This is a genomic window from Microbacterium sp. M1A1_1b (assembly GCF_053345565.1).
Map to the genome: position 1 here is coordinate 46,620 of NZ_JBKFAJ010000012.1, position 11,583 is coordinate 58,202.

General features: G+C 70.8%; 13 protein-coding genes and 1 pseudogene. 6 read left to right on the forward strand and 8 right to left on the reverse strand.

Going from position 1 to position 11,583, the window contains the following annotated elements; translation table 11 throughout:
• Positions 1-16: 16 nt before the first annotated feature.
• Entirely contained in the window at positions 17-964 is a 948-nt protein-coding gene (locus ACLBWP_RS18210; protein ID WP_447656239.1) for a PrsW family intramembrane metalloprotease, read from the reverse strand.
• Positions 965-1,046: 82 nt separating this feature from the next.
• Here ACLBWP_RS18210 and ACLBWP_RS18215 point away from each other — a divergent pair, with 82 nt between their 5' ends.
• From ACLBWP_RS18215 to ACLBWP_RS18240, 6 genes are all read left to right on the forward strand, one after another.
• On the forward strand, positions 1,047-1,310 hold the full coding sequence (locus ACLBWP_RS18215; protein WP_447656240.1) for a glutaredoxin family protein: 264 nt from the start codon (positions 1,047-1,049) through the stop codon (positions 1,308-1,310).
• Positions 1,311-1,517: 207 nt separating this feature from the next.
• Positions 1,518-2,375: an amidohydrolase family protein gene (locus ACLBWP_RS18220; RefSeq protein WP_447656241.1), complete on the forward strand. Its 858-nt coding sequence runs from the start codon at positions 1,518-1,520 to the stop codon at positions 2,373-2,375.
• Positions 2,376-2,457: 82 nt separating this feature from the next.
• Positions 2,458-3,306: a fumarylacetoacetate hydrolase family protein gene (locus ACLBWP_RS18225; protein WP_447656242.1), complete on the forward strand. Its 849-nt coding sequence runs from the start codon at positions 2,458-2,460 to the stop codon at positions 3,304-3,306.
• Positions 3,306-4,097 carry an SDR family NAD(P)-dependent oxidoreductase gene (locus ACLBWP_RS18230; protein ID WP_447656243.1) on the forward strand — a complete coding sequence of 264 codons (792 nt, stop codon included), beginning with the start codon at positions 3,306-3,308 and terminating at the stop codon, positions 4,095-4,097. Before ACLBWP_RS18225 ends, ACLBWP_RS18230 begins: the two co-directional genes overlap by 1 nt.
• Before the next feature lie 82 nt (positions 4,098-4,179).
• A complete protein-coding gene (locus ACLBWP_RS18235) occupies positions 4,180-4,857 on the forward strand; it encodes a FadR/GntR family transcriptional regulator (protein WP_243562849.1) in 678 nt (225 codons plus the stop codon).
• A gap of 113 nt (positions 4,858-4,970) precedes the next feature.
• The gene (locus tag ACLBWP_RS18240; protein WP_243562850.1) at positions 4,971-5,246 is read left to right on the forward strand and encodes a GlsB/YeaQ/YmgE family stress response membrane protein; all 276 of its coding nucleotides are present in this window, start codon (positions 4,971-4,973) and stop codon (positions 5,244-5,246) included.
• A gap of 102 nt (positions 5,247-5,348) precedes the next feature.
• On the opposite strand, the gene ACLBWP_RS18245 is transcribed toward ACLBWP_RS18240, so the two are convergent.
• The 7 genes and pseudogenes from ACLBWP_RS18245 to ACLBWP_RS18275 all read right to left on the reverse strand — a co-directional run.
• Positions 5,349-6,299 carry an aldo/keto reductase gene (locus ACLBWP_RS18245; RefSeq protein WP_447656244.1) on the reverse strand — a complete coding sequence of 317 codons (951 nt, stop codon included), beginning with the start codon at positions 6,297-6,299 and terminating at the stop codon, positions 5,349-5,351.
• A complete protein-coding gene (locus tag ACLBWP_RS18250; RefSeq protein ID WP_447656245.1) occupies positions 6,296-6,616 on the reverse strand; it encodes an L-rhamnose mutarotase in 321 nt (106 codons plus the stop codon). The genes ACLBWP_RS18245 and ACLBWP_RS18250 overlap by 4 nt, the downstream gene beginning before the upstream one ends.
• On the reverse strand, positions 6,616-7,941 hold the full coding sequence (locus tag ACLBWP_RS18255) for an alpha-L-fucosidase (RefSeq protein ID WP_447656246.1): 1,326 nt from the start codon (positions 7,939-7,941) through the stop codon (positions 6,616-6,618). The genes ACLBWP_RS18250 and ACLBWP_RS18255 overlap by 1 nt, the downstream gene beginning before the upstream one ends.
• Before the next feature lie 23 nt (positions 7,942-7,964).
• Positions 7,965-8,780 carry a carbohydrate ABC transporter permease gene (locus ACLBWP_RS18260; RefSeq protein ID WP_243562854.1) on the reverse strand — a complete coding sequence of 272 codons (816 nt, stop codon included), beginning with the start codon at positions 8,778-8,780 and terminating at the stop codon, positions 7,965-7,967.
• 94 nt (positions 8,781-8,874) lie between these two features.
• Positions 8,875-9,849 (reverse strand): carbohydrate ABC transporter permease, encoded by a 975-nt coding sequence (locus ACLBWP_RS18265; protein ID WP_243562855.1) that lies wholly within the window; start codon positions 9,847-9,849, stop codon positions 8,875-8,877.
• A gap of 159 nt (positions 9,850-10,008) precedes the next feature.
• On the reverse strand, positions 10,009-11,244 hold the full coding sequence (locus tag ACLBWP_RS18270) for an ABC transporter substrate-binding protein (protein WP_447656247.1): 1,236 nt from the start codon (positions 11,242-11,244) through the stop codon (positions 10,009-10,011).
• 98 nt (positions 11,245-11,342) lie between these two features.
• Positions 11,343-11,583, reverse strand: a pseudogene (locus ACLBWP_RS18275) (fuconate dehydratase); the annotation flags it as partial.

Below are 11,583 nucleotides of genomic sequence, written 5' to 3' on the forward strand. Positions count from 1 at the left end.
CCAGCGTAGGGGCGGGTCAGCGCAATGCGCGGGGCGGCGGTGCGTCGTACCAGCCCGGGACCCGGGGCTGCGGGGACGCGGCTCGGGCCCGTCGGCGGAAGTGCACCTGCACGCCGATGAGCACCGCGACGCCGATCGCCGAGACGACGGCGAGTCCGACCAGGTAGAGCGTCGTGACCAGCCCGGCGACCGAGGACGGCACCGCACCGTTCTGCGCGGCGGACAGCGGGGTGCCGGTCAGGACGAACGCCAGCACGGTCGAGATCGTCGAGTTCGAGTCGTACAGCGCGTGCAGCACCGACACCACCACGTAGGTCACCGGCACGGCCCAGGTCCAGCGGAAGCGCGGTCGGCCGTGTGCGACGCCGAACAGCACCGCCCCCAGGATCGCGGTCCACAGCACGTGTCCCACGGGCGACAGGATCGCGCGGAGCACCTCGGTCTGCAGCAGCGACGCCAGGTCGATCCCGCGCGTGGTGATCGCGGCGTTGAAGGCGTAGCCCGCCGACTCGAACGCGGCGAACCCGGCCCCCACCGTCGCACCGAGCAGCGCCCCCTGTCGCGCGGTCTTGGGCTGGACGCGCCACCCGACGACGACGAGCAGCACGCCCTTCACGAGTTCCTCGGCCAGACCCACCGCCAGGTACACCAGCGCGCCCTGCCGCAGGTTCGACTCGAGCAGCGACGCCCCGAGCACGCCGAGGATCCCGCCGACGAAGAACGCGGTGACGAGCTGCATCGTGCTCACGGTGCCGGTCACCCGTTCGATGACGAAGAGCACGACCGTGAACGGCACGAGGAAGCTGCCGAGCAGGATGATCGTCGGCACGAGGTTGGTGTTGCTCGTGTACACGGTCACGATGATCGTGACGACCCACAGCGCGAACCCGACCAGCAGGGTCTTCCACCACCAGCCGTGGCGGTGGTGCGGGTGGTCCACGGGGACGTCGGCGATCGTGCTCATGCACCCAGGATGCTCGCCGGTGCGGCCGCTGTTCCGAGCCGGGACGGGAATGTCCTGGTGGTGTCCGACGTACTCTCTCAGCATGACCGACATGACGTTCGACCAGGTGACCATGTTCGGCGCTGACTGGTGCCGCGACTGCCGGCGCTCGAAGGCGCTGCTCGACGGGCTCGGGATCGACTACACGTACGTCGACGTCGAGCAGGACCTGTCGGCGGCCGAGCGTGCCGAGGCGATCAGCGGGCGCAAGAACATCCCCGTCGTGGTGCTGCCGAACGGCAAGCACTTCGTGGAGCCCTCGGACGCCGAGCTGCGTGCCGAGCTCGAGGCGTCCGGCATCGTCTGAGCCGGGCGCCGGCTGCCGCTTGCCGGCTGCCGCTGTCCGGGGCGTGCGGGCGCCGAGTCTCGGCCCCGCGGACACGCTGCGGCCGCCGTCCGCCGCAGAGTGTCCGGTACGCCGAGTCTCGGCACGCCCACCACTGCCCCAGAGGCCCGCGCGCGCTGATCGGCCCGCACCCGGGCAGACGTCGGATGGGTCCGGCATGATGGCGGCGTGATCCTCGACGCGCACCACCACCTCTGGGACCCCGCCGACCGCGACTACGCCTGGATGGACGACTCCGTCGCGCCCATCCGCCGCCGGTTCGACGTGGACGACCTGCGCGCAGCCGTCGACGGCACCGACGTGCAGGCCACGATCGCCGTGCAGGCCGTGCACGACCCCGCCGAGACCGCGTGGTTGCTGTCGCAGCCCGCCCCCGTGGCCGGCGTCGTCGGATGGGTCGACCTGACCGCGCCGGACGTCGTCGAGCAGCTGGCGGCCCTGGTCGACCTGGAACGACCTGGTGGCCCGCGCCTGGTCGGCATCCGGCACCTGGCGCACGACGAGCCCGACCGCGACTGGCTCGCCCGCGACGACGTGATCGCCGGGGTGCGGGTCCTCGCCGCTGCCGGGATGCCGTTCGACCTGCTGGTCCGCGACCGCGAACACGCCGCAGCGGTGACCCTGGTCGACGCGGTCCCCGACGGCGTCTTCGTCCTCGACCACGCCGGCAAGCCCGACATCGCGCACGACGACACCGACGTGCGCATCGCGTGGCGTGCCCGGATGGACGACCTGGCTGCGCGTCCCAACGTGCTGTGCAAGGTCTCCGGCCTGGTGACCGAAGCGGGTGCGGACTGGCGCGACCGGCCCGTCGCCCACTACGCCCGCCAGGTGGTCGAGGCCTTCGGCCCGGACCGCTCGCTGTTCGGGTCGGACTGGCCGGTCTCGACCCTGCAGGGCGAGTACGCCGAGGTGCTCCGCACGGCAACCGACGCACTGGCGGACCTGTCGGACGGCGAACGCGACGCCGTCTTCCACCGGACGGCCGAGCGGGTCTACCTTGCCGCGGTCCCACCGCAGACATAGGATGTCTGCGCGGTCACGGCGACCGCGCAGCGGCTGAACGGTCGCATGCGCTGCGACGCAGCAGCGCGGAGAGCGAGGAACGATGCGGTTCGCACGACTCGGCCCGGCCGGTGGGGAGATCCCCGTGGCCATCGACGCCGACGGTCGGACACACGACCTCCGACCGGTCACCATCGACATCGACGGCGGTTTCCTGGCGGACGACCCGGTCGGCCGCGTGCAGCGGGCACTCGATGCCGGCGAGCTGTCCGTCCTGCCCGACGCCGACACCCTGCGCCGCGGCGCCCCCGTCGTCCGTCCCGGCAAGGTCGTCTGCATCGGCCTGAACTACCGCGACCACGCTGCCGAGACCGGCGCGGACATCCCGACCGAGCCGATCGTGTTCATGAAGGACCCGATGACGGTGATCGGCCCCGACGACCAGGTGCTGGTCCCCCGCAAGAGCACGAAGACCGACTGGGAGATCGAGCTCGCCATCGTGATCGGCACGACCGCCCGCTACTGCGAGTCCGAGGACGAGGCCGCCACGCACATCGCCGGCTACACCATCGCGAACGACGTCTCGGAGCGGGAGTTCCAGATCGAGCGCGGCGGGCAGTGGGACAAGGGCAAGTCCTGCGAGACGTTCAACCCGCTCGGCCCGTGGCTGGTCACCGCCGACGCGATCGATCCGGCAGCGCTGGGACTGCGGCTGACCGTCAACGGCGAGGTGCGCCAGGACGGCTCCACCGCCGACATGATCTTCCACCCCGCCGAGATCGTGCACTACTTGTCGCAGTTCATGGTCCTGTACCCGGGCGACGTCATCAGCACCGGCACTCCCGCTGGTGTCGCGCTCGGCAGTGGCGCCCCGTACCTGCAGCCCGGCGACGTCGTCGAGCTCACCGCCGACGGCCTGGGGTCCCAGCGCCAGACGATGGGTGCCGCCTGATGGCCGCCGCACCGTCCACGCCCGCCACCGCGGCCACGCCCGCGGTGCCGGGTCAGTCCCACCACGGCCTGCGCGCCGTCGTCACCGGCGGCGCCTCCGGCATCGGCGCCGCGATCGCCGTCGCCCTGCGTGACCGTGGGGCGACCGTCGCCGTCCTCGACCTGCGGCCCTCGGCCGACTTCCCGTCCTTCACGTGCGACGTCAGCGACGACGCCTCGGTCCGTGCGGCCGTGGCAGCAGCCGCCGACGCCCTGGGCGGGATCGACGTCCTGGTGAACAACGCCGGCATCGGCGCCCAGGGCACCGTCGAGGACAACCCGGACGACGAGTGGCGCCGGGTCTACGAGGTCAACGTGCTCGGGGCGGTCCGGCTGTCCCGCGCCTGCCTGCCGTTCCTGCGGGAGTCGGGCGCAGCCTCCATCGTGAACACCTGCTCGATCGCCGCGACCGCCGGGCTGCCCCAGCGCGCGCTGTACTCCGCCACCAAGGGCGCGATCGCCGCGTTGACGCGCGCGATGGCCGCCGACCACCTGCGCGAGGGCATCCGTGTCAACGCGGTCAACCCGGGCACCGCGGACACCCCGTGGGTCGGCCGGCTGCTCGAGTCCGCCGACGACCCCGCGGCCGAGCGCGCCGCGCTCGAGGCACGGCAGCCGCACGGCCGACTCGTCGCCCCGGAAGAGGTCGCCGAGGCCGTCGCATACCTGACGAGCCCCCTGGCCGCGTCGACCACGGGCGTCGACCTGGCCGTCGACGGGGGGATGCAGGCGCTGCGGCTCCGACCCGCCTGATGGCCGGCTGCCGCGTCCAGGAGGACCGGTGCGGATATCGTCGTCAGGTCCGGTACCAGCCGGCGCAGGAAGAGGGCATCGCATGGCTTCGCTGACCGACGACGCGATCGCGCGCATCCAGCAGATGATCGTGTCCGGCGAACTGACGCCCGGGCAGCGGCTGCCGCCGGAGAAGGAACTGAGCGAGTCGCTCGGGCTGTCGCGGAACAGCCTGCGCGAAGCGGTGAAGGCGCTCGAGCTCATCCGCGTGCTCGACGTCCGGCGCGGCGACGGCACCTACGTCACGTCGCTCGAACCCTCGGTGCTGCTCGAGGCGGTGTCCTTCGTCGTGGACATGCACCACGACCGATCGCTGGTCGACCTGCTCGAGGTGCGGCGCATCCTGGAGCCGGCGTCCGCGGTGCTGGCCACGGCGAGGGCATCGGAGCAGCAGATCGACGAGCTCGCGACGCTGATGGCGAGCGTGGACGACGCCACCGGGGTCGAGGAACTGGTCGCGCACGACCTGCTCTTCCACTCCACGATCGCGGGCATCGGCGGCAACCAGTACCTGTCGGGGCTGCTCGACGCCCTGTCGAGCAAGACCGTGCGCGTGCGGGTGTGGCGCGGGCTGACGCAGAACGGCTCGGTGCAGCGCACGCTCGACGAGCACGCGGCCATCGTCGACGCGATCCGCCGCCGCGACCCGCAGCTCGTGCAGGCCCTGGTCGTGGCGCACGTCGAGGGCGTCGAACGGTGGCTGCGGCGGTCGCTCGACTGACGATCGGGGTACACGCGGTGTGAGCGCGGTCAGCCGCCACCGGGTTCACTCAGGGACTGGCCCGGAGCCGACACCCGTCGGCAGCAATCCGGACGCATCACCAGGAGGACACCGTGCTCGGTCTCATCGTCAGCTTGATCATCGTCGGACTGATCGCCGGTGCGCTCGCGCGCCTGATCGTCCCCGGGAAGCAGAGCATCTCGATCCTCATGACCATCGTCCTCGGCATCGTCGGGTCGTTCGTCGGCGGGTTCCTCGGGTTCCTGATCTTCCAGCACGACCCGATGGACGGCTTCTTCCAGCCGGCCGGCATCATCGGCTCGGTCATCGGCGCCATCATCGTGCTGCTGCTCTACACGCGCTTCGCCGGTCGCGGCGCGCGCAACTAGGGTTCGCCCCTCGGCGCGGATCGCGCCCGCACAAGAACAACGCGCCCCGTCTCGACGGGGCGCGTTGTTCGTTGTGGGGTGCGACGCTCCCCGCGCTGGCGGTCAGCTCGCGAGCAGGCCCTCGGCGCGCAGGTCGTGCCACAGCGCCTCGGGGACCACCGCGGCGGCACGGGCGGCGTTCTCGCGCACCTGTTCCGCCGACTGCGCTCCGACCGCGACGGCACGGACGGCCGCCGCACGACGGGGGAAGGCCAGCGCGGCCTCGGGGAGCGTGACCCCGTGCCGCGCACACACCGCGGCGAGCGCACGGGCCCGGTCCAGCAGCTCCGCCGGCGCGGGGGCGTAGTCGTACGTGGTGTCCTCGGCGGGCAGCGGACGGCTCAGCAGCCCGGAGTTGTAGACCCCGACCGCGACGACGTCCACGCCGCGCTCGGCACAGGTGGCGACGAGCTCGGCTGCGGGCTGTTCGAGCAGCGTGTACCGGCCCGCGAGCATCACCACGTCGCACAGCCCCGTGTCGACCGCTGCCGTCAGTGCGGCGACCGAGTTCGACCCGACGCCGACCGCCCGCACGACGCCCTCGTCCCGCAGCGCGGCGAGCGTCGGCAGCGCCTGGGTCAGCCCGGCGTGCAGGTCGTACACGTCGGGGTCGTGCAGGTAGGCGACGTCGACGTGGTCGAGCCCGAGGCGGCCGAGGGACTCGTCGAGCGAGCGGCGCACCCCGTCGGGGGACGGATCCCACTGCCGGACCAGGTCGTTCGGCACCGCGAACCCGTCGTCGTCCGTGCCGTCACCCGGTCCGGGCACCAGCCGACGTCCGACCTTCGTGGACAGCGCGTAGGCATCCCGGGGCCGGTCGGCGAGTGCCGCGCCGAGCCGTCGTTCGCTCAGCCCGAGGCCGTAGTGCGGGGCCGTGTCGAAGCCGCGCACGCCGACGTCCCACGCCGCGTCGACCGTGGCGCGCGCGTCGTCGTCGGACACCTCGCGCAGCAGGTTCCCGATCCCCGCGCCGCCGAACCAGAACGGTCCGCGGTCGAACTCGACGTCGCTCATGCCTGCCCTTCGAGCGTCCACACCAGCGGCACGCCGTCGTCGTTCCCCGAGTAGTCGTCGTCGGCCTCGAGCAGCGGGTTGATCACGGCCTGCCAGTCGGCGTTCACCGGGTCGTCCGCCAGCGCCCGACGCATGGCACGGTGGTCCTCGACCTCGATCAGGTGGATCAGGTCCTGGCCGTCGCGCCAGATGCTCCAGTTCGCCACCCCGGCGGCACGCAGGCGTTCCACCAGGGCGTCCGGGATGGCAGCGTGTGCCTGCTCGTAGTCGTCCTCGCGCCCGGCCCGCAGGCGGGTGCGCGACAGGATCCGCTGCATCAGTCGCGCAGGAAGAGCTCGACGACGGGCAGCGCGACGTCGGGTCGCTGGATCGGCAGCGTGAGCGTCAGCGTCCCCGCGGGCTGGCCGCCGAGTCCGGTGGTCAGTGCCCGGACCGAGGGGTCGATCGAGCGGAAGAACACCTCGGACGCGTCGTTCAGCAGCTGGGCGTACTCGACGCGTCCCGCCAGCCCCGCCAGGTGCACGTGCTCGAACGGCCAGGCGAACAGGTGCAGGTACAGCCGGTTGCCGTTCTGCGTGTAGACGGCGTTCGGCGGTGCCTGGAACTCCGAGGGGCCGGCGCCGTACACCGAGCGGCCGTGCTGGTGCATCCACGCCCCGAAGCCGTCGAGCGTCGCACGCGAGACCCCGTCGAACTCGCCCCGGCCGGTCGGGCCGATGTTGAGCAGCATGTTCCCGTTGTTCGACACCCCGTCGACGAGCATGCGGACCAGCAGGTCGACGCTCTTGACGTTCTGGTTGTCGCGGTCGTAGCCCCACGAGCCGTTGAGCGTCTGGCACGCCTCCCACGGCACCTGGACGCCGTCGACCTCCATGGGCTTGTCCGGCTGGTACTGCTCGGGCGTGACGATGTCGCCCGGGATGTCGAGCCGGTCGTTCACGATGATGCCGGGCTGCAGGCGACGCGTCAGCGCCAGCAGCTCCTCGCTCCCCCAGTCCTCGCGGCCCTTGCCGCCCCAGACGTCGTGGTGGTCGTCCTCGCGGTACGAGAAGTCGTAGAACAGGTAGTCGACCTGGCCGTAGTCGGTCAGCAGCTCGGTGACCTGCCCGTGCAGGTACTCGCGGTAGCGGGCCATGTCGCGGCCCTCGTCGAGCGCGGCGATCGCCTGGTCGCCGTCGTTCCGCCGCGGGTGGTGCCCGTCGATCGTGAAGTCCGGGTGGTGCCAGTCGATCAGCGAGTGGTAGAAGCCGACCTTGAGCCCCTCGGCGCGGACGGCGACGACGAACTCACGGACGATGTCGCGGCCGAAGGGCGTGTTCGTGGACTTGTAGTCGGTCAGCGCGGAGTCCCACAGGCAGAAGCCCTCGTGGTGCTTCGTGGTGAGCACGACGTACTTCATGCCCGCCAGTCGTGCCCGACGCGCCCAGTCGGCGGCGTCGAACAGGTCCGGGTCGAAGTGGTCGAAGTACCGCTGGTAGGCGTCCTCGGTGATGTACTCGCGGTTCTTGATCCACTCGTGCCGGGCCGGCAGCGCGTACAGGCCCCAGTGGATGAACATGCCGAAGCGGTCGTGGGTGAACCAGGCGGGCAGGCCGGACGGGTCGGTCGCGGTCTGCGGCTGGGCCGGTGCGGTGGTGGTCACGGTGTTCCTTTCACGGGGGGCGACTACCGGCCACCGAGGCCGGAGGTGACGATGCCCTTGACGAGGTGCTTCTGCAGCAGGATCAGCAGGATGACCGTCGGCAGCATCGAGATCACCGATGCGGCCATGACGAGGTTCCACTCGCTGCCCTGCTGTCCGAAGAACTGCTGCAGGCCGAGGGGGATGGTGCCGTGCGCCTCGACGTCGTTGACGACGACGAGCGGCCACAGGAACGAGTTCCAGTAGGAGATGAACGAGAAGACGGCCAGGACGGCGAGCGTCGGCCGGGCGAGCGGCAGCATCACCGAGAAGAAGGTCCGGACGGGGCCGGCGCCGTCGACCCGGGCCGCGTCGTCGAGCTCCTGCGGGATGGTGAGGAAGAACTGCCGGACCAGGAACGCGCCCAGCGCGGTGAACGCCCACGGGATGATGAGCGCCTTGAAGGTGTCGACCCACCCGAGGCCCTGCATCATCACGTACATCGGGATGACCAGGACGTCCTGCGGGATCATCAGCGTCGCCAGGAACAGGACGAACACGCCGTTCCGACCGCGCCACCGGAGCCGCGAGAACGCGTACCCGGACAGCACCGCGACGGCGACGTTGATGGCGGTGCCGACGGCGGCGACGAACACACCGTTCAGGATGAACCGCGCGAAGGGCAGGTACGTGAACGCCTGCACGTAGTTGTCCCACTCGAGCGACCGCCCCCACAGCGTCGGCGGGGTGGTGAACACCTGGTCGGCGGGCTTCAGGCTCGTCGCCACCATGTACACCAGCGGCGAGACGAACAGCAGCGCCACCAGGCACAGCAGCACGTACCCGATCGCACGTCGCACGCGACCAGGGCGGGGCGCCGGCCGCGTCCGGGCGAGCGACCTGGGGTTGACCGTCCGGTTCGCCGTGGTGGCACCGAGGCCACTCCGCACCGCTTCACTCATAGTGCACCCACCGCTTCTGCCCGAGGAACTGCACGGCCGTCACGCCGAGGATGATGACGAACAGCACCCAGGCGCCGGCGGACGCCAGCCCGAGCTGCTGGTTCTGGAAGCCCGTGTTGTAGATGTACTGCACCAGGGTCTCGGTGGCGGTGCCGGGTCCGCCCTTGGTCAGGACGAAGGGCTGCACGAAGACCTGGAAGGACGTGATGAGGGTCATCATCGCGGCGAAGAACACCGACGGCGAGATGAGCGGGAACTTGATCGCCCAGAACATCTGCCACGCGTTGGCCCCGTCGAGCTCGGCGGCCTCGAGCTGGTTCTCCGGCACCGAGTCGAGCGCGGCCGAGAAGATCAGCATGTTGTAGCCGAAGCCCTGCCACACGCTCATCGTGACGATGGCGAGCATCGCCCAGTGCTCGTCGGCCAGGAAGTTCGGGGCGTGCACGCCGAGGGTCGACTGCAGTGACGCGTCGATGGCACCACCGGGCTGGTACAGCATGCGCCAGACCACGACGTTGGCGACGATCGGCGTGATGGTCGGGATGAAGAACAGCACGCGGAACACGTGGCGTCCGCGGATCCGCGGGGTCAGCCACGCGGCGAGCCCGAGCGACACGACCAGGTTGAGCGGCACGTAGAGCACCACGAACAGCACGGTGTTCAGCGTGACGGTCCGGAAGACCGGGTCGCTGAAGAGCTTCGTGTAGTTCTGCAGGCCGGCGAACGACCGGTCCCCGAGCGTCGGCCAGTTCATGAAGCTCACGACGAGCGAGGCGAGGATCGGGAACGCCGTGAAGACGACGAGCCCGAGCGAGTGGGGTGCGGCGAACGCGGCGCCCCACCAGGAGCGGCGCCCGACCTCGACGGCGGCGCCGTCCCGCTGCTTCGGCCCGGTGGTCCCGGCCGCGACCGCGGTCGCGACCGCGGGGACGGCCGATGCGGCCGGTGGGTCCTGGATGGTGGTCATGCGACGACCTCCTGATCGTTCGCGCGGTCCTGGGGGTGGGTGGTGTCGGACTGGAGGCGCGGGGCGGGGTCGCCCCCGACTCCGCAGGCTCCGTCGGCGCGGCCCGCGCAACGCTTCGCGTCGCTCTGAGCGGGCCGCGCCCGTCCGTCACCGGGTCGGTCACTGGGTGCCGAGCTGGCTGGCGATCGAGGACATGGTCTCCTTGCCGGTGGACTGCCCGTTCACCGCCTGCAGGGCGTACTGCGTGAACAGCTGGGACAGCTGGTCGCTCTGCTTGTTGCCGAGCAGCGGCGACGACTTGGCAAGGGCGGCCTTGAGCGCGTCCTCGGCTCCGGGGATCCCGGCGCTCGAGTACCACGACGCCTGGGCTGCGGTGCGACCGGGGAAGGCGCGACCCTGCTCGGCGAGCGACGTCAGGACCTTCTCGCTGGTCATCGTCTCGACGGCCTTGTACGCCTGCTCCGGGTACTTGCACTGCTTCGACACCCCGAAGCCGGACCCGGCGGCGAACGTCGAGGGACCAGAGGTGCCCGCGGGGAGCGTCGTGACGCCGAGGTCGAACTTCACCTTGGCCTTCTGGCTGATGAGCGACCACGGACCGTCGGTGTACATCGCGACCTTGCCGGCGGCGAAGTCGTTGCCGGGCGTCGAGGTGTCCGACGACGCCTGCGTGGCGTAGCCCTTCTTGACCAGGCTGCCCATCCAGTCGAGGCCGTCCGCGAACTTGGTGTTCGTGGCGTCGATCTTGCCGCCGGAGGTGATCACCCGACCACCGTTGTAGCCGTAGATCATCGACTCGAGGTTCAGGTCGCCGACGGTCGAACCGAACTCGGTGATGCCCTTCGCCTTGAGCGCCGCACCGGCCTTCTCGAAGTCGTCGACGGTCCAGCCGGGCGCGGGGTCGGCGACGCCGGCCTGCTTGAACAGGTCCTTGTTGTAGAACATCATGATGGGGCCGGTGTCGTACGGCAGACCGTAGAGCTTGCCGTCGACCTTCATGCCGTCGAGCGCCGTGCTGTCGAAGGCGGACAGGTCCGTGCCCTCCTTCTTCGCCAGGTCATCGAGCGGCAGCAGCGACTCGGTGTAGTTGGCGGCACGCAGCGACTGCATGCTGACGATGCACTGCGCGCTGCCGCCGCTGAGCTGCGCGCTGAGCTTGGTGAAGTAGTTCTCGAACGGTGCGCCCTGGATCGTCAGGCTGATGCCGTCCTCGCTCTTCACGGTGTCGGCGACCTTCTGCCAGGCGGCCTTGTCCTCCTTGCCGGCGATCCACATCGACCAGGTCAGGGCGTCCTTCGACTGGCTGCCGCCGGCACTGCTGCCGGAGGAACAGCCCGTGAGCACGAGTGCTGCGGCAGCTGCTGCCGCCAGCCCCGCCATGAAACGTCGTTGCATCGGTGTCTCCACTTCGTCGTGGTGCTGGGTGAGTCGGGTGTCGTGGTGCTGGGTGGTGTGGTGCTGTGTGCCTGGTGCTGCGTGCGTCCGGGCGCCGGTCAGGCGACGCGGATGGTGTCGCGGACCGGATCGGTGGCCGAGGCCGCCGCCCAGACCGGTCCGTCGGGGTAGGTGTAGGTGTCGAGGGAGTCGGCGAGCATCTCGGTGCCCGCGCCGGGGGCGGTCGGGGCCCAGTAGCGGCCCCCGTGCACGTCGACCGGGGTCACGAAGTGCTCGTGCAGGTGGTCGACGAACTCGATGTAGCGACCCTCGAGCTCGCCGGTCAGCGCGACCGCGTCG

What these genes read in the sequence shown, in the direction of transcription:
- ACLBWP_RS18230 (WP_447656243.1), top strand. Translation starts at nt 3,306, where the DNA reads ATGGCCGCCGCACCGTCCACGCCCGCCACCGCGGCCACGCCCGCGGTG.
- ACLBWP_RS18250 (WP_447656245.1), bottom strand. Translation starts at nt 6,616, where the DNA reads ATGCAGCGGATCCTGTCGCGCACCCGCCTGCGGGCCGGGCGCGAGGAC.
- ACLBWP_RS18245 (WP_447656244.1), bottom strand. Translation starts at nt 6,299, where the DNA reads ATGAGCGACGTCGAGTTCGACCGCGGACCGTTCTGGTTCGGCGGCGCG.
- ACLBWP_RS18225 (WP_447656242.1), top strand. Translation starts at nt 2,458, where the DNA reads ATGCGGTTCGCACGACTCGGCCCGGCCGGTGGGGAGATCCCCGTGGCC.
- ACLBWP_RS18235 (WP_243562849.1), top strand. Translation starts at nt 4,180, where the DNA reads ATGGCTTCGCTGACCGACGACGCGATCGCGCGCATCCAGCAGATGATC.
- ACLBWP_RS18265 (WP_243562855.1), bottom strand. Translation starts at nt 9,849, where the DNA reads ATGACCACCATCCAGGACCCACCGGCCGCATCGGCCGTCCCCGCGGTC.
- ACLBWP_RS18215 (WP_447656240.1), top strand. Translation starts at nt 1,047, where the DNA reads ATGACCGACATGACGTTCGACCAGGTGACCATGTTCGGCGCTGACTGG.
- ACLBWP_RS18210 (WP_447656239.1), bottom strand. Translation starts at nt 964, where the DNA reads ATGAGCACGATCGCCGACGTCCCCGTGGACCACCCGCACCACCGCCAC.
- ACLBWP_RS18270 (WP_447656247.1), bottom strand. Translation starts at nt 11,244, where the DNA reads ATGCAACGACGTTTCATGGCGGGGCTGGCGGCAGCAGCTGCCGCAGCA.